The 25,131-nt window shown below is 39.4% G+C and carries 18 protein-coding genes and 2 tRNA genes; 19 read left to right on the top strand and 1 reads right to left on the bottom strand.

Going from position 1 to position 25,131, the window contains the following annotated elements:
* Positions 1-124: 124 nt before the first annotated feature.
* The 19 genes from ONT08_RS10990 to ONT08_RS11080 all read left to right on the top strand — a co-directional run bounded on the left by ONT08_RS10990 (position 125) and on the right by ONT08_RS11080 (position 22,935).
* Positions 125-197: transfer RNA gene (locus tag ONT08_RS10990), tRNA-Thr, on the top strand.
* 32 nt (positions 198-229) lie between these two features.
* A tRNA-Gly gene (locus ONT08_RS10995) sits at positions 230-300 on the top strand.
* Between the two features lie 129 nt (positions 301-429).
* Positions 430-3,033, top strand: a complete 2,604-nt coding sequence (locus ONT08_RS11000; RefSeq protein ID WP_264959920.1) for an SLBB domain-containing protein — start codon at positions 430-432, stop codon at positions 3,031-3,033.
* Between the two features lie 35 nt (positions 3,034-3,068).
* Complete coding sequence (locus ONT08_RS11005) at positions 3,069-4,607, top strand: ATP-binding protein (RefSeq protein ID WP_264959921.1); 1,539 nt, start codon at positions 3,069-3,071, stop codon at positions 4,605-4,607.
* Positions 4,608-4,632: 25 nt separating this feature from the next.
* Positions 4,633-5,706: a Wzz/FepE/Etk N-terminal domain-containing protein gene (locus tag ONT08_RS11010; protein WP_264959922.1), complete on the top strand. Its 1,074-nt coding sequence runs from the start codon at positions 4,633-4,635 to the stop codon at positions 5,704-5,706.
* Between the two features lie 163 nt (positions 5,707-5,869).
* Positions 5,870-7,054 (top strand): oligosaccharide flippase family protein, encoded by a 1,185-nt coding sequence (locus ONT08_RS11015; RefSeq protein ID WP_264959923.1) that lies wholly within the window; start codon positions 5,870-5,872, stop codon positions 7,052-7,054.
* A gap of 6 nt (positions 7,055-7,060) precedes the next feature.
* The gene (locus tag ONT08_RS11020) at positions 7,061-8,260 is read left to right on the top strand and encodes a glycosyltransferase (RefSeq protein ID WP_264959924.1); all 1,200 of its coding nucleotides are present in this window, start codon (positions 7,061-7,063) and stop codon (positions 8,258-8,260) included.
* Between the two features lie 2 nt (positions 8,261-8,262).
* Positions 8,263-9,423, top strand: a complete 1,161-nt coding sequence (locus tag ONT08_RS11025; protein WP_264959925.1) for an EpsG family protein — start codon at positions 8,263-8,265, stop codon at positions 9,421-9,423.
* Complete coding sequence (locus ONT08_RS11030) at positions 9,413-10,630, top strand: hypothetical protein (RefSeq protein ID WP_264959926.1); 1,218 nt, start codon at positions 9,413-9,415, stop codon at positions 10,628-10,630. The genes ONT08_RS11025 and ONT08_RS11030 overlap by 11 nt, the downstream gene beginning before the upstream one ends.
* 101 nt (positions 10,631-10,731) lie before the next feature.
* Positions 10,732-11,898, top strand: a complete 1,167-nt coding sequence (gene wecB / locus ONT08_RS11035; protein WP_264959927.1) for a non-hydrolyzing UDP-N-acetylglucosamine 2-epimerase — start codon at positions 10,732-10,734, stop codon at positions 11,896-11,898.
* A gap of 60 nt (positions 11,899-11,958) precedes the next feature.
* Entirely contained in the window at positions 11,959-12,750 is a 792-nt protein-coding gene (locus ONT08_RS11040; RefSeq protein WP_264959928.1) for a glycosyltransferase family A protein, read from the top strand.
* A gap of 76 nt (positions 12,751-12,826) precedes the next feature.
* Entirely contained in the window at positions 12,827-13,573 is a 747-nt protein-coding gene (locus ONT08_RS11045) for a glycosyltransferase family 2 protein (protein WP_264959929.1), read from the top strand.
* Between the two features lie 24 nt (positions 13,574-13,597).
* A complete protein-coding gene (locus tag ONT08_RS11050) occupies positions 13,598-14,209 on the top strand; it encodes a sugar transferase (protein ID WP_264959930.1) in 612 nt (203 codons plus the stop codon).
* 41 nt (positions 14,210-14,250) lie between these two features.
* Positions 14,251-15,501, top strand: a complete 1,251-nt coding sequence (locus tag ONT08_RS11055; RefSeq protein WP_264959931.1) for an aminotransferase class I/II-fold pyridoxal phosphate-dependent enzyme — start codon at positions 14,251-14,253, stop codon at positions 15,499-15,501.
* Between the two features lie 37 nt (positions 15,502-15,538).
* Positions 15,539-17,443 carry a polysaccharide biosynthesis protein gene (locus ONT08_RS11060; protein WP_264959948.1) on the top strand — a complete coding sequence of 635 codons (1,905 nt, stop codon included), beginning with the start codon at positions 15,539-15,541 and terminating at the stop codon, positions 17,441-17,443.
* A 33-nt stretch (positions 17,444-17,476) separates the two neighbouring features.
* Positions 17,477-18,097 carry a sugar transferase gene (locus ONT08_RS11065; protein ID WP_264959932.1) on the top strand — a complete coding sequence of 207 codons (621 nt, stop codon included), beginning with the start codon at positions 17,477-17,479 and terminating at the stop codon, positions 18,095-18,097.
* A gap of 585 nt (positions 18,098-18,682) precedes the next feature.
* Positions 18,683-20,239, top strand: coding sequence for an IS21 family transposase (istA, locus tag ONT08_RS11070; protein ID WP_264959393.1), 1,557 nt, complete (start codon positions 18,683-18,685; stop codon positions 20,237-20,239).
* A 14-nt stretch (positions 20,240-20,253) separates the two neighbouring features.
* Positions 20,254-20,985, top strand: coding sequence for an IS21-like element helper ATPase IstB (istB, locus tag ONT08_RS11075; RefSeq protein WP_118201903.1), 732 nt, complete (start codon positions 20,254-20,256; stop codon positions 20,983-20,985).
* Between the two features lie 387 nt (positions 20,986-21,372).
* On the top strand, positions 21,373-22,935 hold the full coding sequence (locus ONT08_RS11080) for a DUF3825 domain-containing protein (protein ID WP_264959933.1): 1,563 nt from the start codon (positions 21,373-21,375) through the stop codon (positions 22,933-22,935).
* A 277-nt stretch (positions 22,936-23,212) separates the two neighbouring features.
* Here the strand turns inward: ONT08_RS11080 and ONT08_RS11085 are convergent, their stop codons facing one another.
* Complete coding sequence (locus ONT08_RS11085) at positions 23,213-24,751, bottom strand: ATP-binding protein (RefSeq protein WP_264959934.1); 1,539 nt, start codon at positions 24,749-24,751, stop codon at positions 23,213-23,215.
* Between the last annotated feature and the right edge of the window lie 380 nt (positions 24,752-25,131).

Genomic DNA, 25,131 nt, shown 5'->3' on the forward strand with positions numbered 1-25,131 from the left:
TTATGAACCCGGTATAGCAACCAACGAACTTTAGTTAATAAGAGTTAACCACAAGAAAAGTTTAGGCAATAATTTCTTATTTCAAAAAATATTCATTACCTTTGCATCTGCTTTAGGGCAAAAAGCCATGATGGCTCAGTTGGTAGAGCAACGCATTCGTAATGCGTGGGTCGCGGGTTCGAGTCCCGCTCGTGGCTCTTTCTTGTGAAAGGAGTTAGTATTTTCCTTCGCGAGATTAGCACATCGGTAGTGCACGGGCTTCCCAAGCCTGTGAGGCGGGTTCGACTCCCGTATCTCGCTCAGAACATCAGTAACCCAGGGTTGACCCCTGGGTTTCTTGTTTTTATTAACATCTTTTCAGCCTTCTATAGCAACAAAATCACTTTTTTCGAGTTATTACATAAATATAACTAAGATAATAGAACAATAATGAAGAAACATATCATACTTGTACTAGCGCTCGTCCTGTCTTCAGGACCTCTTTTCGCACAGAGTTCACACATGACCGATGATCAGGTCATGAGCTTTGTGGTGAAAGAACATGAGCGTGGCACAGCCAATTCTCAGATTGTTACCAAACTGATGCAGAAGGGCGTAGACATCTCCCAGATTCGACGTGTACGCAATAAGTATCAGAAGATGTCGCAGCAGAACGAGCTCTACAGCACAACCGCTGCAGGAAATGCAGGCAACAAGAGAATGCGGACCAACAATGGTAAGCATAGAGAAGATTACCAGGACAAGGACAAAGAGAAGCAGGCTTCAACCTATAGCAACTATCGCATCCAGAGCAAGCAGAACGACAGCTACTACTCATCTTATGATGAAACCAACCCAGATTATGACGATTTCAGCAAGGAAATGAACGCCCTGATACCCGATACAGCTACCATGGTAAAACAGCTGCAGGCTGAGCTCAACCAGAAGCGCAGTAAGGTTTTCGGCCGTGACATCTTCAACAACAAAGACCTCAGTTTCGAGCCAAATATGAACATCGCTACCCCACAGAACTATCGTCTGGGGCCTGGCGATGCCGTCATCATAGATATCTATGGCGCCTCTCAGAAAACCATCGAGAGCACCGTTTCGCCAGATGGTGAGGTAACCATCGAGGGGTATGGACCGGTCAGCGTTTCAGGCTTGACCGTAGCTCAGGCTAATGCCCGCCTGCGCAATACCGTGGGCAGCAGATACCGTTCAAGCCGCATCAAGCTTACCGTAGGACAGACCAAGACCATCATGGTAAACGTAATGGGCGAGGTTAAGATTCCGGGCACCTATACCCTCTCAGCCTTCGCTACCGTATTCCATGCACTCTACATGGCAGGCGGAACCAACGATCTGGGCACATTGCGAAACATCAAGGTATACAGACACAACAAACTGGTAACGGTTGTTGATATCTACGACTATATTCTGAACGGCAAACTGACGGGTAATGTCCGCCTTGCCGACAACGATGTCATCGTAGTAGGTCCATACGATTGTCTCGTAACCATCGCCGGAAAGGTAAAGCGCCCGATGATTTACGAAATGAAGAAGAACGAGAGCGTCAATTCCCTTCTGAAGTATTCCGGCGGTTTTACAGGCGATGCCTACAAGAAATCAGTAAGACTGAACCGGAAGACAGGCAGAGAACGTGCCGTATATAATATAGAAGAGTTCGACTTCTCCAGTTTCCGTATCGATGACGGCGACTCAATCAGCGTAGACAGCATCCTGCCACGCTACGCCAACACCGTAGAGGTGAAAGGAGCCGTATTCCGTCCGGGCATGTACAATCTGGGCGAGCAGATCAACAGCGTACGCACCCTGGTAGAGCATGCCGAAGGATTGACAGAGGAAGCCTTCACCAACCGTGCCGTAATGCACCGCATGAAGTCAGACCGCTCACTCGAAGTAGTAAGTGTAGACATTGCCGGCATTATGAACGGCAAGACTCCAGATATCCCATTGAAGGAAAACGATGTCCTCTTCATTCCTACCCGACAGGAAAAGATTGTAGAGCGCACCCTCACCATCCGTGGCGAAGTGCAGTATCCAGGCGTCTATCAATATGCCGACAATGAGACCCTCGAAGACTTCGTTCTTCAGGCAGGCGGCTTAACCGACAAGGCTTCAACCGTTAATGTAATGGTAAGCCGTAGAGTAATGGATGCCAAGGCTTTACGTCCAGATAGCGTTATCGCCAAGACCTACACCCTATCTCTTAAAGACGGCTTCGTTATCGACGGCACTCCAGGTTTCAAGCTGATGCCATTTGATGAAGTAATGATCCGTCAGAGTCCGGCTTATGTAGAGCAGCAGAACGTATCGATTACCGGTGAAGTGATGTTTGCCGGTCTCTATACATTAGACCGTCGCAACGCCCGCCTGAGTGAACTCTTCAAGAAGGCAGGTGGAGCTACCGACCAGGCATATCTCAAGGGAGCCCGCATCATCCGCAAAGCCAACGAACAAGAGAAGCAGCGCATGGAGGCAGTATTGAAGATGCAGCGCGAAGAGATACAGAAAAATCTTCTGCAACTAGCCTCCAGCAGCAACAATGCCAGTGCCATTTCGCAGACCTCTAAGGATGTAGAGCGTACCAACATAGAGAAGTTCAACGTACCTAGCGAATACCCTGTAGGTATCGACCTTCCAGAAGCACTGGCGAATCCAGGCAGCGATGCCGACATCATCTTGCGCGAGGGCGATCGTCTGGTCATTCCTCAGTACAATGGTACGGTAAAGATCAATGGTGCCGTAATGTTTGCCAATACAGTAGCCTACGAAAAGGGCAAGAAGGCAAGCTACTATATCGATCAGGCCGGTGGTTTTGCCTCAGATGCATTAAAGAGCAAGGCATACATCATCTACATGAATGGCAAGGTAGCCAAGCTCTCTCATGGTGCCAAAGTGCAGCCAGGCAGCGAGATTGTCGTCCCAGCTAAGCTGAAGCGCAAGATGAGTACCGCCGAAATGATGAGTATGGGAAGCAGCATGAGCAGCATCGCCGCCATGATTGCTACGATTGCTAATATGAGTAAGTAAGAATAATCAAACACCTATAAAAGAGGAGTCATTTTATGAAATATCCTATAGGAATACAAGATTTCGAAAAGCTACGTACAAATGGATATTCGTATGTAGATAAGAGCCGATTCGTGTACAAGTTGGCGACAGAGGGAGAATACTATTTCCTCAGTCGTCCACGCCGATTCGGAAAGAGCCTCTTTCTGTCTACTTTGGAAGCATACTTCCAGGGTAAGAAAGAACTCTTCGAGGGCTTAGCCATATATGACTTGGAGACAGAATGGAAGAAATATCCTATCTTCCATATTGATCTCAACACAGCCAACTTTCGAGAGAAAGACAGTCTGTACACAGTTCTTAATGACTACCTCACAACTTGGGAAAGCAAATATGGAACCCGTGAGTCAGAAGCCACACTTGCCCTTCGTTTCAAGGGTGTGATTGCACGAGCTGCAGAGAAAGAAGGATGTGGTGTTGTAATTCTTATAGATGAATACGACAAGCCTATACTTCAGACCTTGCGCGACCCTGAGTTACAGGCTGAACACCGTGCACAGCTGAAAGCATTCTATTCGGTATTGAAGACACAAGACCGGTATATCAAGTTTGCATTCCTCACAGGTGTAACCAAGTTTGGCAAGGTTAGCGTGTTCAGCGACCTCAACAACCTGACGGATATCTCGATGGACCACCGCTATATTAGCATCTGCGGAATGACAGAGAAAGAACTGCTTACGAATTTCAAGGAAGGTATCAACGAATTAGCCGAAGCCAATGGCGATACAGAAGAAGCCACAATAGCAAAACTGAAGGCAAGATACGACGGATATCATTTCGAGGAAAATACAGTAGGCATCTATAACCCATTCAGCGTACTGAACACTTTGTCAAGACTTCGCTATAAAGACTACTGGTTTGAGACTGGCACACCCACATTTCTAGTTGACTTGCTGAAAATGCACAACTATCGTTTGCCAGACATGACAAAGGAAAGGGTATCAGACGATGTAATCAACAGCGTGGATTCGCTATCAACCAACCCGATACCAGTAATATACCAGAGCGGATATCTCACTATCAAAGGCTATGACGAAAGGTTTAAGAAATATCTGCTAGGCTTCCCGAACAAGGAGGTGGAAGAAGGTTTTCTTAACTTTCTGCTGCCGCTATATTGTTCTGCAGGTGACCGTTCAGCCTTTATGGTTGATGAGTTTGTGAAGGATGTTGAAGCAGGACATGTCGAACAATTTATGAATCGGCTTACCGCTTTCTTTGCGGACAACAGCTATCAGGTAGCAGGCGAAGCAGAGCTTTACTTCCAAAATGCCCTATATCTCATTTTTAAGATTATGGGATTCCACACACAGGTAGAAATACCGACAAGTGATGGCAGGATGGACGTTCTCATTCAAACTTCCGACTACATTTACATCATCGAATGCAAATTAGACGGAAGTGCAGAAGAAGCTCTGCAACAGATAGAAGTCAAAAACTATGCAGCTCCTTTCGCTATGGATAAGCGAACAGTTATCAAGCTAGGCATCAACTTCTCCAGCAAGACAAGAGGAGTTGAGAGCTGGAAGCAGAGATAAGTTATTAATAGAAAACATAATAGTAATGGAAAAAAAAGAAGAAGTAATCAAACAAATCGATTTGATAGACTTAATCAAAAAGATGGGCAAATATATAAAACTATATACAATAGTTTGTCTCGCCACAGGAATACTAGGTATTATTGTAGCCTTCAGTATTCCAAAAGTTTACAATTCTAAAGTTGTCCTAGCTCCTGAAATGGGCAACAATAGTACTGTCGGAGGTGGGCTATCGTCATTGGCAAGTATGGCTGGCATAGACTTAAATAAAATGGGCGATGCAGATGGCGCACTATACCTACAGATTTACCCATCTATCATTTCGTCTACAACCTTCATCAAGGAACTAGAGAAAATTAAAGTACTACCAAAAGATTCATTGAAGGAAATGACCTTTAAAAAGTATCTCAAAACAGAGAAATCAGCGTGGTGGAATTTTCCTTCGATACTCATATCAAAAATGATTAAAGACAAGAAAAAAGAAATCAATAAAAATCACATAGTTTCTGATTTAAACAAATACTATCTATCTAAGGAAGAATGGAAATCTATCGAAAACATACAAGATAGAATTTCTTGCGACATAGATAAAGAAAATGGACTAATAACTTTGACTGTCAAGGCACAGGATCCAAATGTCTGTGCCATCATTGCTGACAAAGGGCAAAAATTACTCCAACAATACATTACAGACTACAGAACAAAAAAAGCTCGCAATGACTTAAATTACTACATTAAGTTACGATCTGAAGCAAACAAAGAGTACATAAAAGCTCAGAAAGAATATGCTTCATTTTCGGACTCAAATTTTGATATTAACTTACCATCACTGCAAGAGAAAAGAGATTATTTAGAAAACCAAATGCAGTTGAAATACAATACTTATACCCAATTATCAGACAGGGTAAATGCTGCTCAAGCTAAAGTTCAAGAAAGAACCCCCGACTTTGTAGTATTACAACCAAGTCTAGTTCCATACAAAGCAGATTCTCCAAGAAAAATATTAATAATAATAATCTATGGAGTTCTCGGTTTTATAGGAACAACCATTTGGATTTTCAGAAAGGATATAAAAAATTCATTTAAAACAGCAATGTAAAATGTACCAAACAAAGAGCTCAAGCAAAGCAATAATTCGAGAGAAGACAATCAGGAAAAATGTATTTTATTCGTTTGTTTTCAAGGGGTTATCTATAATCATATCCTTACTTCTGGTACCTTTAACACTCCATTATATAGACAAATATAACTATGGAATTTGGATGACTATTAGTTCTATCCTTGTTTGGATTTACTATTTTGATATCGGAATAGGAAGCGGATTAAGAACAAAACTAGCTGAAGCTATTGCACAAAACAATGGTCATTTAGCAAGAGGATATATAAGCACTGCTTTCTATGTCCTTGGTTGTGCTATGCTTGTACTTGTAGTAATATACATCATAATTTCAGGCTTTATCGACTGGAATAAAATATTTAATATTTCATACAATATTTCGCCACAATTAAACGAGATTATGCTTGGGGTCATTGTATTAACAGGACTTAGTTTCGTGTTAAAACTTATTGTAGCCATATTTCATGCTTTACAATATTCATCCATCAATGAGTTCCTAAACTTCTTTGCAAATTTTCTTTCATTTGCATTTATTTATGTATATACGCAAATAATGCCAAAAGGAAATCTTGCACTCATTGTATATACATTTGTCGCCATGCCTATACTGATTTATGGCATAGCTGTCTTCATCGTTTTCACGAAGAAAATTAAATTTCTGAGTCCTAGCATCAAATATGTTAGCAAAAAAAACATCAAAGAACTTGTAGGTTTAAGTGGTAACTTCTTCATAATACAAATCATAAATTTGATATTATATTCAACAACAAGTTTACTTATTGCACATTACTTTACACCAACCTCTGTAACTTACTACAGCATTTCATATCGCTACTTCTCAATAGCTATGATAATATTCACTATTGTCATCAATCCCTATTGGGGTGCCATCACAAATGCTTATGCAAAGCAAGACATGAATTGGATAAAACTTGCAATAAAAAAACTAATGCTTATTTGGGGAGGGTTAAGTGCATTAGTCCTTCTTCTATTGACTTGTTCCAATTTGGTATATAACATTTGGTTGGGCAAAGAGATTAGCATACCAATAAGTATGTGCATTAGTGTAGCAGTGTATATCATCATGTTCAATCTCAACAATATATACGCATCTATTATCAATGGCATTGGTAAAATTAGATTACAGCTATATACAGCAATCATACAATTACTCATATTTTTTCCACTAGCTCTGAGCCTATCTAAAATTGCAGGAGCACCAGGAATCATTTGGGCTACAAGTATTTTACTAGCTATTACAACGATTGCTCTTGGATGGCAAGTCCTACTATTAACAAAAAGAAGTCCTATCAAAATAATAAATCAATAGAAAGCAATGAAAAATAAGCATATTCTTATGATAGCTCCAGCCTCCATACCTGTAACAGGAGCAGAGGCTATTTGCAATGTTAAACTACTCAAGGTACTTTCTGAAAATGGGTACAAAATAGACTTAATTTCTAAAAAAATGAAATATACCCATTACCCAGAAACGGATTTAGCAGAATTAGGATTAAGCCTAAATTCTGTTAGCATAATAGAAGTTGACAACAAGATGAGCCTCAAAGTAATTTGGCAACACTTATGTTGCCTCTTCATTTTTGGTACAGTTTTCAAGGGTGCCCATTGGGCATATTGTGCACTAAAAACTGCAAAAAAATTATGCAAAGAAAACCAATACGATGCCATCATTACAAAAAACAGTCCAAGTGAATTATTAGGCAGCTATTTTAAGAAGAAAAAGGGCTACAAATGGATTGCTACATGGAACGACCCATACCCAACTAAAAAATATCCCAAGCCATATGGTAATGGGGTAACTGCCAAACTTTTCATATTAGAAAGCCCCCTTCTTAATCTGATGGAAAAAGCAGACTATCATATTTTCCCAAATCAAAGAATTCGAGATTATATGAGAAGCTACCTTAACATTCCTCCAGAAAAGACGAGAATAATCCCACATGTAGTAATCCCAAGAGAACACCACGATACACCACATGAGAATTTAAGAATCGTGCATTTGGGAAATTTACTTCCACCAAGAGATGCTGCGCCATTTCTAAGAGCATTAACAGAGTTCATCAAGAACAAAAAAGACGCCAAATTAGAAATCGCATTCATTGGGCAAACCCCGCAAAGTGTAAAAGACTTTGTCAACACAAATCATCTAGAGAAATACGTAAAAATATTTCCTCCTGTAAAATACAAAGAAAGCCAACACATTTTGGAAAACTACGACATCCAACTCATTGTTGAAGCACCTTGCGAAGAGGGAATATTCCTACCAACCAAAGTGAGTGATAGTATGCAGTTAGGTAAGCCTATATTTACAATAAGTCCTTCTGTTGGAGTTTTAAATGACTTGTACAAACAAGGACACATTAGTTACTTTTCATCTGTGCAAAACGAGAAGAATATTCTTTCGACACTTAGACAAATATACAAAGACTTTACAAATGGAAAAATAAAATCATTTTCATTGGAAAAATCATATTCACCACGAACTATTTTCCAACAATATAACGAAATCATTTAATTATGGCACTTTACTATTTATCATTCTGTTCGGCATACGCATTTATTTTTATCAAACAGGCAAATAAGCCTGCTTGGTTAAGAATATATGTTGTTTTGCTATGTCTTTTTCTCTGCTTCGGTTATATGACAGGAACAGATTGGAGAGTTTATGAAGATATATATACACACATAAACTTCAACAATCTCTTTTACAACTATTTTCAAGAACCCGGATATTATATCTACATGCTTCCTTTTAGGTTCTTGAACATAGATTTTTTTGTATTTTTCATATTCACAAAAGTATTATGCTACATTACAATCGTCTGCAAACTGATTACATACAGTGAGAGATTTAAATACATCGGATTGATGTATTTTATACCATGCTATGGATTCTATTTATTTATAGACAATCCAATGCGTAACTTAATAGCAGTAAGTATCGCCTTGTATGCTGTCAGATTTCTCGTGGAAAGGAAGCCAATCCACTATTTTATTATTGTCATAATAGCTATGACATTTCATACGTCAGCATGCATTATGATACCAGCATATTTTTATATGAACAAAGACTTAAGTACTAAAAAGATTATCATTCTTTATATTGCTATCAATGTTTTATTTGCAAACAGAGCCTTACTTGCACTTATTATCAGTAATGTCTTTGGTTCCATCCCTTATGTAGCAGGAAAAATTAGCTCCTATATTGAATCTTCGAATACAGAGGGAGGAGGAAGAGTTATTTCATTAGGATTCATCATATTTTTTACATTTTTCATTCTACTATGCTTCTATAAAAGCCAAATTTACAAAATGAAAAATGGAAAAATAATTTGGAATGGAGCTATCACCTTTTTGATTCTCTACAGATTAGCTACAACAATTGAAGTTTTTATGAGATTTCAACTTTACTATATGATATTTTTTGTAGCAGGAATTAGTTATCTGACTGTTTTCTTTACAGAACGTTCAAAAAAGATATACATTTCGTATCTCCTAGGCTTATCTGTAATAGGTAGCAACCAAATTTTTTCCACATGGCGGTATCTTCCATATACCAATTATTTAACATATGCTGTAAAGGGAGAATTCCCTTCATATTCTTTCAGAAGTGCATATAATCCGAATAACAGTCCATATAAGTCAAAAAATAAAGAAAATAAAAATAATGAAAAATAAAATCATAAATGCATATATCTATAGCTATGCTTCACTTCTAGTTATAATAGCCAGTTACAAGATAATTGCCCTCCTTTTACACAAGAATTACATGGATGCCTTTGCTGATCTATTTATCAACTACCAAGGAGGGTTTATACGCAGAGGGCTTATAGGTTCCCTACTATTATCAATATACCAAATAAGCGGTATATCCCCAATCACTTTAGCTATAGTATTATCTATAGCTGCTTATTCATTTATTTTTTTGTATTGCTTAAGTAAGCTGAAACCATACAACTATGGTTTTGCCTTTTTAACCCCGTGTTATCTATTAGGAGGCATAGGGATTTACGGATTGGGATATATGAGAAGAGACTATATAATTTTATCAGCATTTTTACTTATCACATTTCTATGGAAACGTTTATCTGCAAGATTATGGTTATATATTTCACTCTTTATTTGCATAATTACTATTTTATGTTATGAACCATTCCTATTTGTATGCCTTCCTTATTTTGCAATTCTCAATCAATTAAAGTGCCAAAAAGTAAGAACTACGATTATAGCATTGTTTATTTTACTATTAACGTTCACCATTTGTTGCCTTTATCCAGGTACACCAATAGCAAAAAACCAAATTTGGGAATCAACAAGATCGTTTCTGCCCCAGATAGGAACAATTGAGTTTATTGGAAGAAATAGCATGGAGGTAATGAAGTTTCATTTTTACAATAATTTTATCCGAATAGAACATAATGTTCCTTGCTTGGCAATTAGCCTTGTAAGCGTTATCGGTATGACATATTATTTAACAAATGGTCTGTATGTATTTAATAAAGATAAATTTCAAGTAAATGATAGAAAAGGCATCATGTTCTACCTTTGCTTATCATACATATTCCAAATACCCATGTTTATATGCTTGTCCACTGATTATTCTAGAATTTGCACCTACTCTGCATTTACATCGATAATTATGTTCACAACCATAAAATACGATACATTAGTCCGTTATATACCTAATAAAATAGATAAGAAATTGAATTCTATAATAGAATTTACAGATATTGTTTTTAAGCCAACAAAATTCAAAATATTTTCCATAATGCTGTTAATTGGAATAGCAGAATGGACTGGCGGTGGAATTGGACAATTTATATATTCTTCAGAACTCGGTACTATTATAAAGTGCATAAAAACTATTATGAACTTTCATTTATAAATAACTCATTTTTTAAATGATATAAGGTTATAACAAAAATCGCAAATGCGAAATACAATATTTTTTTTTTAAGTACGTTATTTAAAATAAATAGTTAAAATATGAAAAAGATAATGTTAGTATTTGGAACTCGCCCTGAAGCTATAAAGATGGCTCCTTTGGTAAAAGCATTCCAAGAAAAGAAAGAAGATTTTGAAACAATAGTCTGCGTTACAGGCCAGCATAGAGAAATGTTGGATCAAGTTCTTCACCTTTTCGACATTAAGCCCGACTATGACCTCAACATTATGAAGCAAGGACAAGATCTCTATGACATTACGTCTAGAGTACTTCTTGGCATGCGCGATGTCTTCAAAGTCTGTCGTCCTGACATTCTTTTTGTGCATGGAGATACGACAACCAGTACCGCTGCTGCACTTGCAGGATTTTATCAGCAAATCCCTGTAGCTCACATAGAGGCTGGATTGAGAACTTATGATATATATAGTCCATGGCCAGAAGAAATGAACAGACAAATTACAGGGCGCATTGCGACCTATAATTTCTCCCCTACCCAACTGAGCCGTAAGAACCTCCTGAAAGAGAATATTACTGACAGCAAGATTACAGTTACAGGAAATACGGTTATAGATGCCCTTCATTGGGTTACTGCAAAAATCAAAAATGACAAAAAACTTGATGTTCGTCTGACTAGAGATTTACAGGAAAAGGGCTATGATTCGAAACGTCTTCAAGACGGAAAGCGCCTTATCTTAATTACAGGTCACAGAAGAGAGAACTTTGGAGAAGGTTTCCTCAATATTTGCAATGCTATCAAGGATTTGGCTATCCAACATCCAGATGTTGATTTTGTCTACCCAATGCATCTCAACCCAAATGTACGTAAGCCAATCCACGATGTATTTGGTGAAGACTTAAGTAATCTTGGCAATATTTTCTTTATAGAACCTCTGGAATATCTCATGTTCGTTTTCCTAATGGAAAAAGCCAACATCGTTTTGACAGATAGTGGCGGCATCCAAGAAGAGGCGCCAGGATTAGGAAAGCCGGTATTAGTAATGCGAGACACAACTGAACGTCCCGAGGCGGTTGAAGCAGGAACGGTGAAGCTAGTCGGTACTAATTACCAGGCTATAATGGACAGCGTTTCATGCTTACTATCTGATTCTAGCGAATATGAGAAGATGAGCAAAGCTACCAACCCGTATGGTGATGGGCAAGCTTGCAAAAGAATTATTGAAACAATATCAAGTATTTCTAACGATTAACATTAGACATAAGCTTCCTTCATTTCCAAAAATTGAAGGAAGTTAAAATATTAGTAAAACATGAAAATCAGCATCATCATTCCAACATATAAACCAGGCCCTTATCTTAAGGACTGCCTTGAAAGCATAAACAACCAAACAATGAACAAGAAATGCTTTGAAGTAATCATTGTTCTTAACGGAGTTATTAAACCCTATATTGAATGCATTTACAATTTAACAAAAATGTATGACTTTAATTCTGTTGTCATAACCACAGAAACTCCTGGTGTGTCAAATGCAAGGAATATTGGATTGATAAGAGCACAAGGAGAATACGTATGTTTCATAGATGATGATGACAAAATCTCACCATCTTATTTAGAGAATTTATACTATAAAGCAACTCCGAATAACATTGTTGCAAGTAATGTCAAAGCATTTTATAACAATAGCAACAAAACTGAAAACGACTACATCGCATCAGCATATGAGAAACTTGCACACAAGAATGCACCGCTATCAGTACTAAAAGGAAGAAAATTTATGAGTTCTGCTTGTTGTAAAATCATAAGTCAAAAAAGCATACAAGACACCCGCTTTGACACAAACTTAAAGATTGGAGAAGATTCTGTATTCATGGCAGAAATCAGTAAAAATGTCAGAAATATAATTCTATCGGACAAGAATGCCATATATTACAGAAGATTAAGAGTTGGGTCTGCCAGCAGGACTAAGCTGACAATATTACAAAAAAGTCACATTGTATGCAAGTTGCAAAAAAGATATATAAAGATGCTCACAAGTCCTTATAATATACCTTTTATTGCAACTCGCATTGTCGCTACACTTATGAAATTCATTAGAAAATGACAAGTAAGACATCTTTTTAATTTTTAATCTGATCCACTTTTAATGTGGATACATAGAATAATATAATTTATATACAATGAATAAAGTTAGTATCATCATGCCCTCCTACAATGCAGCAAAATTTATAGCCGCATCAATACAATCTGTAATTGATCAGACATACTGCAATTGGGAGTTACTTATAACAGACGATTGTTCTAAAGACGACACAGTAAAAATCGTAGAACAATTTCTTGAAAAAGACAATAGAATCAAATTGTTTTCTACAGGAAAGAATAGCGGTCCTGCTTGCGCAAGAAACAAATCATTGGAAAATGCGACAGGTAAATATATTGCATTTCTTGACAGTGATGACATTTGGGTTTCAAATAAACTTGAAACCCAGATTCAATTCATGATAGAAAAAAACATAGCATTCTCTTTTAGTAGCTATAGCGTCATAAAAGAAGATGGTACCCCAACAGGAAACACCATCAACGTACCAAAAATAATTGGATACCATGGTTATTTACGTAATACTATCATCGGATGCCTTACCGTTATCATAGATAGAGAAAAGACCGGAAATTTCATAATGCCTAACATAAAAAGCTCTCAAGATATGGCTTTATGGTTGCTCATTATGAAAAGAGGCTTCAAAGCTTATGGGCTACAAAATACATTAGCATGCTATCGATTAGTATCTACGTCAAATACTTCAAGAAAGTGGAAAGCAGCAAAAGATGTTTGGAAAGTTTATAGAGAAATAGAACATATTAATCCAATATATTCTGCAATATGTTTTATCGGATATGCAATAAACGCTATCATCAAACGTTTATAAAGAAACGAGTACTTAATACGCAATATGATTTTAAAATATATATTTGATAGAATAATAGCTTTAGCAGGACTGGTTTTTCTTAGTCCAATATTGCTTCTGACATGGATTCTTATACATATAAAAATGCCGGATGGACCTGCTATCTTTACTCAAAAGAGAGTTGGAAAAGATGGTAAATTGTTTACTATGTACAAGTTCCGTTCCATGTCACAGCACCATAGTGGCTCTTCCGTATCCGTTGCAGGAGAAAGCAGAATAACACCTCTTGGTGCTAAACTTAGAAAATATAAAATAGACGAACTTCCTGAACTTTGGAATGTCCTCATCGGAAACATGAGTTTTGTTGGTCCCCGGCCTGACGTACCAGGCTATGCAGACAAACTAGAAGGCGAAGACAGAGAAATTCTGAAATTGCGCCCAGGAATCACAGGTCCAGCAAGTCTGAAATATCGTAACGAAGAAGAATTACTTGCCAAACAAGCCAATCCACAAGAATATAACGACTTCGTTATCTATCCAGATAAAGTGAGAATCAATCTCTTTTATCTTAAACACTATAGCTTTATGATGGACATTAAAATTATAATAGCTACAGTCACAGGAAAGAGAATATCATATAATAATGAAATCATATAAAAAGTATGATGCTCAGAACATTTAAATAGGTTTTAAATATTATGAATAGAAAAAGAATATACTTATGCCTTGCTCATATGAGTGGCAATGAAATGAAATACATCCAAGATGCTTTCGATACCAATTGGGTTGTTCCACTAGGACCGAATGTCAATGGTTTTGAGAATGATTTGGAGAACTTTGTAGGACAAGACAAGAAGGTTGTTGCATTAAGTGCAGGTACAGCAGCTGTACACCTTGCCCTGCTAGACTGTGATGTGAAAGCAGGAGATGAAGTTATGGTACAGTCTTTCACATTCTGCGCATCAAGCAACCCTATTAAATATCTGGGTGCAAAACCTGTTTTCGTGGATAGTGAAAAGGAGACATGGAATATGGATCCTCAGCTTCTAGACCAAGCTATTGCTGACAGAATAGAAAAGACAGGCAAAAAGCCAAAAGCCATTGTCGTTGTTTATCTATATGGTATGCCAGCAAAGATTGACGAAATCTTACAGATAGCAAACAAGTACGACATTCCACTTATAGAGGATGCAGCAGAAGGTCTTGGCTCCCGTTATAAAGAACAAGTGTGTGGAACATTTGGCAGATATGGCGTATTAAGTTTCAATGGAAATAAAATGATTACGACAAGTGGTGGTGGTGCCTTAATATGCCCAGACACCGAAAGCCAGAGTCGCATTATGTTCTATGCAACCCAAGCAAGAGAGTCATATCCATACTACCAACATGAGCACATTGGTTACAATTACCGTCTTAGCAACGTTTGTGCGGGAATAGGACGAGGTCAAATGACTGTACTAAACGACCATATAGCGCATCACAAACACGTACATGACCTATATACAAGATTATTGGCAAATGTCAAGGGCATCACCGTACATAGCAACCCAACACCTGATTTTGACTCAAATTTTTGGCTCAATACGATTCTGTTAGATGAAGGAGTTAAGATTAAAGGCGAAGAAAAGGCATATAGTCAGGTCATTACGGGCGCTGTAGGAGGTGCAGCTGGCGTTACACACAGTGCAAAAAGCGCACATACATCATTGGAGCCAAACAAGAATGTTGAAGCTTTACGAATAGCACTGGACCAAGCATCTATTGAGGCACGCCCTTTATGGAAGCCTATGCATTGTCAACCCGTTTATGCAGACTGTACGTCATACACAAATGGTATCAGTGAAGATTTGTTCCGTAAGGGTCTCTGCTTGCCTAGTGGGCCATGCGTTTCAGAAGAAGATGTACGCTATATCACTGACACGATAAAAGAAAACATTATAACCAAATAATGTTCAATTAAACAACCTGTATCAGAAGCTCATGAACATGAAGTTTTTCAATAGACTATCAAATTGGTATTTCTCCAAAAAATCACTACCATACTGGTGTATTTTTTGGATAGATTGTGCTGTGACATTTGTTTCTTACTTATTTATATATCAGCAGATTAACAGTGGAGCAAAGGCATTGAGTATCTTAGGACAACTCTCTATGTTATTTGCTATATTCACATTGTTCCATGCCATCGGTTTTAGGATATTCCACACATACGACGGTATCCTCAGATACTCATCGTTTATTGATTTGCAAAGGGTATTCTATGCTGTTACTTTTGGTGCGGTACTGTCTGCTATAACGAAAGACATGTTGCTTAGCACTCATTTCTTCCCTGGAGTTGAAATAGAATACCGCAATATTGTACTTGGAGCTCTCATTTCCACTTTAGTATTGTGGGCTATCAGAGTGATTGCCAAGACTATCTTTGATGTCTCTCTCTCAGATTACAACATTAAACATGCATTTATCTACGGCGTGAAAGAAGGTGGCATCGGTCTCGCCAAGCAAATCAAAAACAGTAAACCCATGAAATTCAAACTCATGGGCTTTATCTCTGATGATGCAGAAATTAAGCACCATCATCTGATGGGAACCAAAGTGTATGCTCCAGACCTGAATACCATCAGGAAAATGAGAAATAACAATATCTCTACCCTATTAATTTCTCCTGGTGCCATCAACGTTTTTCGCGCAAATAAAGACTTCCAGGATGCATTACTTGCAGAAGGTATACATATCTATATGCCTACCACACAGGAGTGGAACAGAAATGAACAGCAACAACTCAAAGAAGTTAGCATTGAGGATCTTTTACCACGAGATGAAATCAGCATCGATATGAAAAGCGTGGGTTCTATGCTTCATGGCAAACGCATATTGATTACAGGTTCTGCTGGAAGTATCGGAAGCGAAATGGTAAGACAAATAGCCAAGTACAGTCCTGCGGAATTAATTCTGATAGATAGTGCAGAGACCCCGCAGCACGATATACGATTGATGATGGCGAAGCAATTCCCTGATATTAAAGCTGAAACCATCGTCACCACTATCTGTAGCAAGTCCAGAATGGAACATATCTTCAAGACTTACCTGCCTGACTATGTTTTCCATGCTGCTGCATATAAACATGTTCCTATGATGGAGAACAATCCATGTGAGAGCATTCAAAACAATGTTTATGGTACTAAAATACTAGCTGACCTTGCTGTCAAATATGGAGTTAAGAAATTTGTTATGATTTCAACAGACAAAGCTGTCAACCCAACCAATGTCATGGGATGTTCTAAACGAATCTGTGAAATCTATGTACAGAGTCTCAACAAAGCAATAGAGGAAGGTATAATCAATGGAAAAACCCAATTCGTTACCACACGTTTTGGCAATGTATTGGGTTCTAATGGTTCTGTTATACCTTTATTCAAGAAACAAATAAAAGCTGGTGGACCTGTCACTGTTACAGACCCACGTATCATCCGCTACTTCATGCTCATTCCAGAGGCTTGCAAACTAGTTCTGGAAGCAGGAACAAAAGGTAATGGCGGGGAAATATTTGTTTTCGACATGGGCAAACCTGTCAAAATTGCCGACATGGCACAGAGAATGATCAACCTCAGTGGAGCAAAGAACGTTGAAATCAAATACACTGGACTGAGAGCAGGCGAAAAGCTTTACGAGGAAGTGCTTAATGAGAAGGAATCAACCAAGCCGTCGTTCCATGACAAAATAAGAATCGCAGAAGTACGTGAATACGATTATACAGAAGTATCTAAGCAAATCGATGACTTAATTGAAAAAAGCAAGTTATACGATGAAATGCTCACAGTTAAATGTATGAAAGAAATCGTACCAGAATATAAGAGCAACAACTCTATTTACGAGAAACTTGACAAATAAGCACTTTCACGTTCGTAATAAATAAAAAAACTGATGGAAAATAAACAATATAAAGACAACATGAATAATACGGAGCAAATTATAAAGCGCTCCGCCGATTTCGTCATCGCTGCATGTTGTCTGATATTCTTCTCTCCTTTAGCCATAGCGTGTGCTATTGCTATCCGATTAGAGGATGGGCTACCTGTAATCTATCGTCAAGAGCGCATAGGTCTATATGGCAAGCCATTCTTTATCTATAAATTTCGTTCCATGAAGATTGATGCAGAAAAAGATGGTCCAGATCTTCTTGAGATAAAAGGTGATCCAAGGCTCACTAAAGTTGGACGTTTTTTAAGAATGCATCACCTCGATGAACTTCCTCAACTTTGGAACGTTTTTAAAGGAGACATGGCATTTGTAGGTCCTCGACCTGAACGTAAATTCTATATCGACCAGATTATGGAGCATGATCCTCGATATACTTATCTGTATCAGATTCGTCCAGGAGTAACTTCTTATGCCACCTTATATAACGGATATACGGATACGATGCCGAAGATGCTGAGAAGACTAAGTCTTGACCTCTACTACCTGGAGCACAGATCCTGGTGGTTCGATGCCAAGATTCTGTTCAAAACTATGATGAACATCCTGTTTGGCAAAATATTCTAATGATTAGCTACTGATGCAATAAAGGGGTGAATACTTTTAATATTATGTATTCACCCCTTTATTGTACCTTATTTCTTACCAAAATCTTATCTAACCATTGGGAAGGAAGATTCATTTTTGTCCCTAGGAATTATAGATTAGAAGTACAATACAACTAAGTAGTGTACTCGTTTTACTATTTCATTATAAACATATTCTGATGAATTGATCTCCTATTCTAATTGTGTAGTATGTATTCATATAGACATTGCTACAAGGTTATCTTAATGTGTTTTTCTTCTTTATTATGGCAATCCTCAACCAAGACCTATAGCGTTGCATGCTACTTTCTCTCTGAAATGTCAGTTTTTTACTGACAAACTTTAATAAAATATGATATTGTCTGAGTTTTGTGACAGTATCGGCGAATCGGTACCACTATAGCGCATGAATCGGTACCATCATAGCACTGCATTCGGTACCATCGTATCACTTGAATCGGTACCATCATAGCGCCCCAATCGGTACCAAAAAGATGTAAAGTTCTGCTCATGTATAATAATAACCGCCTATCTTTGCAGAAGAATTTTTAAAATCTGTATAGATATGGCACAAAGTAATGTAAACATGAGCAAATTAAAACGTTCATTTCAAATGCTAGCGGCAAAAATACCGCAACGCACCATTTGCGAGCAACTACACATGGGACGTGGCGTACTGAACCGTTACAAGACCTTGGCGGATTCCCAAGGTTTGTCCTATGGCGTGATAGGCCGCATGAGTGACGGGGAAATAGAATCTTTCCTCCAGTTGTCCAAACCCACAGCAGCCCCATCTTCCCAACGTCAGGTGCTGGACGGGCTGTTGCCTGAATATGTGTCAGACTTGTCGCATAACCGCTACCTCACCATTCAAGCCCTGCACGAGTCATACAAGAAGGAGCATCCCGACGGATATGGATACACCCAGTTCAAGAAGTCAATCCGTAAGTATCAGTACTCACACAACCTCAGCTTCCATAACACCTATATTCCTGGGGAAGAGATGCAGATTGACTTCGCCGGCGATACCCTGTGGCTTACCGACCCGAAGACAGGTGAGCTAACCAAGGTTGTCGTCTTGGTCTGTATCCTGCCATACAGCGGCTTGGGATTTGCCAAGGCTATGTACAACGCTTCCATGGAGAACTTCTTCGGCGGTATATCCGATGCCTTCTCTTACTTCGGCGGAACAACTCGCATAGCCAAGAGTGACAACATGAAGCAGTGGGTGAAGAAATACGACCGCTACGAGCCAGCGTTCAATGATGCAGCCGTGGAATGGGCCGCCTACTACGATACAACCCTCCAAACCTGCAGGGTTCGCACTCCCAGGGACAAAGGTCCAGTCGAGGGACTCGTCCAAAAGACCTACAATGCCGTCTACGCTCTGCTACATGACGAGGTGTTTTACAATCTACCGAGTATGAATGCCCGTATCTATGAGTTGATGGACGGCTTCAATGAAAAGCCGTCCAGAACGACAGGGAGAAGCAGACGTGACATCTTCGAGGCGGAAGAGCAACCTACGTTGGGCAAACTGCCCATGACTCCATACCGCTTCAGATATCGCAAGGAGGTGAAACTGTCCGGTACCTATCACGTCATGGTTGACAAGCACAACTATAGCGTGCCATACCAGTATGTCGGGCAAAAGGTGAGCGTACTGTGGGACTTAGATACCGTGGAGGTTTACTCCGGGAGTTCTCGCATAGCCATCCATCAGCGTCGCCAAGGATCTGGATACAGCACGCTTGACGAGCATATGCCAGACAAACATCTTGCCTACAAGCACGGACAGGGATATAACGCCGCCTATTTTCTGGAGGAGGCAGCATTGGTTGGCAGCAACACCACTTCCGCAGTCCAATCCATCCTCAATCGCACGAAGCATGTCGAGCAGTCGTACAAGTCCTGCCAAGGAGTCCTGTCTCTCAAGCGCAAGTATGGCAAGGAGCGCCTGGAGAAGGCCTGCAAGCGTCTGGCAGGTTGTTCATCCATCACCTACACGACCATCCGCAACGTATTGGAGAAGAACCTTGACCAAGTTGACGGGGAAGAAACAGTCTCAAATGTGCCACAGAACGACTATGTGAGAGGCGCGGAGGCATTTATGAACATTTAAACATATATAGTAACATGAACTTACAAGAAACCATCATACAACTCAACGAGTTGAAACTCAGAGGTATGTCATCCTCCTTCGAGGCCATGACCAGCCTTCCTGTACAGAACCGCCCATCCCTGGAAGTCGCCATCTCCAAGATGGTGGATGCAGAGGTGCAGGACAGACGAGATCGAAAGACCGCCATGTATCTAAAAATCAGCAAGCTTAGATATACGGCACTCTTAGAGGATGTCATCTGTGGAACAGACCGCAACTTCACCAAGGATGACCTTGCCGCCATTGCCGACTGTGCCTTCATACGCAGACATGAGAACTTGCTCATACAAGGAAAGTGCGGCTGCGGAAAATCCTTCCTTGCCTGTGCCCTTGGAAGACAGGCTTGCATGCTAGGCTACAGAACTCTCTATCTCAATATGAACAGCTTTGTGGAGAAAGTTGCACTCAGCAAGCTGGATGGGTCGTACCTGAGGATGATAACCAATCTGGAAAAGTATGACTTGCTCATATGGGATGACTTCGGGTTGCAGCCAATGGATGACAAGACCAGACTCGCAATGCTTCAAATCCTAGAAGAGAGATACGAAAGAAAGTCCGTCATTATCGCCTCACAGCTTCCCATTGCCAAATGGTATGATTACATAGGTGATCCTACCTTGGCAGATGCCATTATGGACCGTTTGGTGGCAAATGCAAGTAAAATAGAGTTAAAAGGCGATTCTATGCGCCAGAAATTGAAAAAATAAATTACCTTTGCAAATTGAAAAGCAGAACTGAAATCTTGGTACCGCTTGCAGCGATACAAGCGGTACCGATTGCAGTGATAGCATGGTACCGATTACACCGCTACGCTTGGTACCGATACAGCGCTATCGTCAAGTTTTGTTAACGGTACATGAAAACCAGTTGATAAAAGTAAGACAAAATGATGAAACATAGAGTTGTCAATTTTGATAATATTTAAATATGTATGTCAAAATGTTATTATTTAAGCAAACATTAATTAAAAAAAACACAAACATCAAACCAATCTGATGGCTGGTATACTTTTTGATAAAATCAAATTTATATGTATACGGCTAAAAGACTTTTAGTCAATAGCCTTATTTAATAATTTTTTAAATTATATAAAAATGGAACAAAATCCAAATTTTAGAGCACTATTGGAGGGTGCTTACGCTCAGACTCCAACTCTCGCTGGCAACTTTGTAAAGTTCAGTGAATTTGTAAATCGCTTCAGTGAATTGGTTGCTGAACGTAGTGAAAAGACGATTGATGTAGAGGAGTTCATCAAGGTCAACTATCCCGATGCTAAGTATGAACCTAACTACAAACCCCAAGACACCGATGATGTGTTTCTTGCATTCCGTATTGCACCCAACAGACTCAAGTACATTAGCAAGATGAAAAAGAAGATTGAGGGTGTATTCAAGACTATAACATGTGATGCAGATGGTTGGGTTCCGTTCGCCATTTTCGGTCAGAAAATTAATCGTGCAGAATATGAGGCCATGGGGTTCCTCAACATTCGTGAAGTGGTCCGCTGCCTGTTTTGTGAACGTATTGAGTTCCGTCAGGGGGATATCTCTAAACACGAAGCGCCCGTGCAAGTACGCGATCTTAAAATGGTAGGGCGAGAGGATCTTACTAGACCTACTGCCACACGTGTCACCTTCAAACCCAAGCAAGGCAGTTATCTTGGAGCTGAACTTGACACGTATGCTTACTTCCCACGACCTAAGGATATACCAGGATTAAAAGGATGGGATGCTGCAGTCAACTCTCTGGCAGTAAACCTTGCCCTTGAAGAACGATGGTATTATGACGATGCAGACAAACAAAATAGACCAATCCTAAAGAATTATCTCTCGTTTACCTTTCAGCGTCTTCAATACGAAGACAAATTGGAGAAAGAGGCGGCTGCTAAAGATAAAAGACAGCCACGATTTAAAATTCTTGAAAATCAACTATATGCTGTTTGGAATACTGGACTTGTAGATAATATTTATGATCCCATCTATGCCTATTTCATGCGCAACGATGGTCGTACGGCCACTATCACTCAGCCTTGGATATTCATGGGATTCAATACTGCCAACTCTTCTCAGCAGAAGATAATGTCTAGCTTTGCTTATCGCCCTGAGCGTGCATCGTACTTCAATGATCCTCGTGAACTGCTTTACGATACACGAGCTACAGAACCGACACTAGATTGGGAGCATTTCTTGAAAGATAACATATCACGACTGCCCATAGGTTTCATCAAGAAAGGATATGAAGACTGTTTCTCATTTGTAGATAACCCTTTGGCACTGCCTAAGCAAAATCGCGAAAAGTACTATCGCAGCATGACTGATGCCATCTATGCTGACGATGATTGGAAACAGTTTATTACTACTCGTTTTCGCAATGCTGTAACAGTGGCTCTGGCACGCGTAGCATGGAACTACAAAACTGCCATACCAGTTTACTATCCTACAGCAAAAAAGCTGCAGTTACTCTTACCATTGGCACTCGAGGACAAGAAACGAATTGATGTGGCATTGGTTTGTAATCATGTTTACAAGCCCGAAGAGGGAGTAAACAACTATGAAGGTCGTACTATCTTCACGTTGCAGATGGCGTACAATAATGCTCGACTAATCACTCGCCCCGACAGCGACTGGCTCATGGCAGACATGGCTATAAACAAGTAACACTATATACTCAAAAAGCATAGGAAGTACACACTGCGCCCAATGCTTTTTGAGTATTATTATATAAGGTATCCAATTCTCCGTTCTTTAACTGAGTCTGTTTTACCCGATTTTGGGGTAACACTGTCCAAGTTTTTAAGTCTGTCAAGAAATCCAAGAGCCAAACTGTCTGTACTCTGAGTCCGTCTTTCTTGCGATGAATGTCAATTAGTAAAAAAATCTAGTACCCCAACCAATATATTAATCCCTATCCTCCATCATGATTTCTTCCAAGCTATCAGACCCTACTCTCTTCAAATTCAAGCGCAAGTGAGATAACTGGTTTGGAAGAAGCAGCATAGGCATCAGCATAATGACGAGAAGCGATTTGATGTGAGGCAGAAACTACACCACCATTATCAGACATCTTAAGCTCTAAAATGTAGATATTTTCTGAAGTTTCAACCACCAAATCTATTCTACCTGCAGACATCTGCTGTTCCTCTGAGACCTTAAAGCCACAGAGATAGAAAATATTTTTCAGAATAAAACGGAAATGCTCCTCAAAAACAAAGTTTTCCTTCTTTTGGGTACTGTAAGGAGTACCAGCAACCAACTGCTTAAGACAAAGCATACTCCTATCAATATTAGCAGCTAGCATCGATATCTTTAATTCTTGAATAGCATTGCTTACTTGCGAAGACTCCTTATGCAACATTATCGGAAGAATCATACCAAACATCGCATTTCGTACTTCTCGGTTAGGATAGCCTAACATATAGCTGCTACCAACCACCTTCTTGATGGTAAGGTAACCGGACTGATAAAGGAAGAGCTTTGGATCATCCATATTGACATCACTCATTTCCAAATAGTCAGAATCTATCAAACAATTATCCTGTTCAGGAATCTCGTTGATGAATTTCCGCAAGACCTTGAGCAACATTTCGTTGGAACCAGAAGCTATCCAATAAGAATTTAGACGCAGATTAGCCAAGGCATTACATACACTAAAAGAATTGTAAACACCAATAAGACCACGTGAGAAATGATAGCCACCATAGATAGAACTCATTGTATCCATAAGGGCACTCTTCGTGATAGCATTGTTATCTGCCAATTCTGATAGATGTTCTGAGAAATTACAAATGACTTCATCTTTGGTGAAACCGCATATCGCAGCGTACTCATTACGAAAACTGATATTGACTAACGTATTAAGCATACCAAACATACTGATTTGGGTAAACTTGGTAATGCTAGTAATAAAGACGCACTTGATGCAGTAACCATAGTCCTTCAATCCTGTAAAGAAATTGCGGTATATCTCACGACACGCATCATGATGAACGGTTTCATAGGTATGCAGCAAAGGAGCATCATACTCATCTACTATAATGGCTATCTGTACTCCTGCCTGTTCGTATGCTCTCTGAATGATACCATTTAAACGATTACCTAAAGACTGCTCATCCGGATTTCTGCCATATATCTTCTCGTATGAAGACAATACATTGTTCAAATATTCTGTAAGCGCCTGTGCAGAAGAACCACCCAAACTCATACTGAAATAGATAACAGGACGTTTAACCCACTCCGTTTCAAGTTCCATCATTTTGAGACCTTCAAAGAGTTCCTTTCTACCCTCAAAATAACACTTAAGTGTAGAACACAAAAGAGACTTACCGAAACGGCGTGGACGGCTCAGGTAATTGTATTTAGTACCATTAGCCAGTTTCCAGACCATATCGGTCTTATCAGCATAGATATAATGATCTCTACGCATCACTTCAAACTCCTGTATGCCTAAAGGCAATTTTCTATTCAGTTGCGTCATCTTGTCTCTTTTTTCTGCAAATATACGCCTTTTATATGAAACAGCCAAACATTTTCAACTTTTCTTAATTACCACAGCCATATAGTGATTAGAGCACCCAAATGATACCACCATGTTAGCGTGGTTACAGGTATCGCTGTAATTCGCTTCGCAAGCTACTGACTTTTGCATCATAAGTCCCTGACTTTCATATCGCAAGTAACTGACTTTTGCATCGTAAGTCTTTGATTTCCGTCTCGGAAACAACCGACTTCTGGGTGACAGGGTGACAGAGGTGACAGGGAATTCTGAAGATTTACTCTCGCGCGGGCAGGCAGGAACTTTCGGCCTGATTTTTCCTGCCTGCCCGCGTGCGAGGCGAAATGTAGAAAAACTCGTGT

The organism is Segatella copri (assembly GCF_026015465.1).
Taxonomy (GTDB): Bacteria; Bacteroidota; Bacteroidia; order Bacteroidales; family Bacteroidaceae; genus Prevotella; species Prevotella copri_E.

Coding starts and splice junctions, on each gene's coding strand:
- ONT08_RS11000 (WP_264959920.1), top strand. CDS start 430: ATGAAGAAACATATCATACTTGTACTAGCGCTCGTCCTGTCTTCAGGA.
- ONT08_RS11005 (WP_264959921.1), top strand. CDS start 3,069: ATGAAATATCCTATAGGAATACAAGATTTCGAAAAGCTACGTACAAAT.
- ONT08_RS11010 (WP_264959922.1), top strand. CDS start 4,633: ATGGAAAAAAAAGAAGAAGTAATCAAACAAATCGATTTGATAGACTTA.
- ONT08_RS11015 (WP_264959923.1), top strand. CDS start 5,870: ATGACTATTAGTTCTATCCTTGTTTGGATTTACTATTTTGATATCGGA.
- ONT08_RS11020 (WP_264959924.1), top strand. CDS start 7,061: ATGAAAAATAAGCATATTCTTATGATAGCTCCAGCCTCCATACCTGTA.
- ONT08_RS11025 (WP_264959925.1), top strand. CDS start 8,263: ATGGCACTTTACTATTTATCATTCTGTTCGGCATACGCATTTATTTTT.
- ONT08_RS11030 (WP_264959926.1), top strand. CDS start 9,413: ATGAAAAATAAAATCATAAATGCATATATCTATAGCTATGCTTCACTT.
- wecB (WP_264959927.1), top strand. CDS start 10,732: ATGAAAAAGATAATGTTAGTATTTGGAACTCGCCCTGAAGCTATAAAG.
- ONT08_RS11040 (WP_264959928.1), top strand. CDS start 11,959: ATGAAAATCAGCATCATCATTCCAACATATAAACCAGGCCCTTATCTT.
- ONT08_RS11045 (WP_264959929.1), top strand. CDS start 12,827: ATGAATAAAGTTAGTATCATCATGCCCTCCTACAATGCAGCAAAATTT.
- ONT08_RS11050 (WP_264959930.1), top strand. CDS start 13,598: ATGATTTTAAAATATATATTTGATAGAATAATAGCTTTAGCAGGACTG.
- ONT08_RS11055 (WP_264959931.1), top strand. CDS start 14,251: ATGAATAGAAAAAGAATATACTTATGCCTTGCTCATATGAGTGGCAAT.
- ONT08_RS11060 (WP_264959948.1), top strand. CDS start 15,539: ATGAAGTTTTTCAATAGACTATCAAATTGGTATTTCTCCAAAAAATCA.
- ONT08_RS11065 (WP_264959932.1), top strand. CDS start 17,477: ATGGAAAATAAACAATATAAAGACAACATGAATAATACGGAGCAAATT.
- istA (WP_264959393.1), top strand. CDS start 18,683: ATGGCACAAAGTAATGTAAACATGAGCAAATTAAAACGTTCATTTCAA.
- istB (WP_118201903.1), top strand. CDS start 20,254: ATGAACTTACAAGAAACCATCATACAACTCAACGAGTTGAAACTCAGA.
- ONT08_RS11080 (WP_264959933.1), top strand. CDS start 21,373: ATGGAACAAAATCCAAATTTTAGAGCACTATTGGAGGGTGCTTACGCT.
- ONT08_RS11085 (WP_264959934.1), bottom strand. CDS start 24,751: ATGACGCAACTGAATAGAAAATTGCCTTTAGGCATACAGGAGTTTGAA.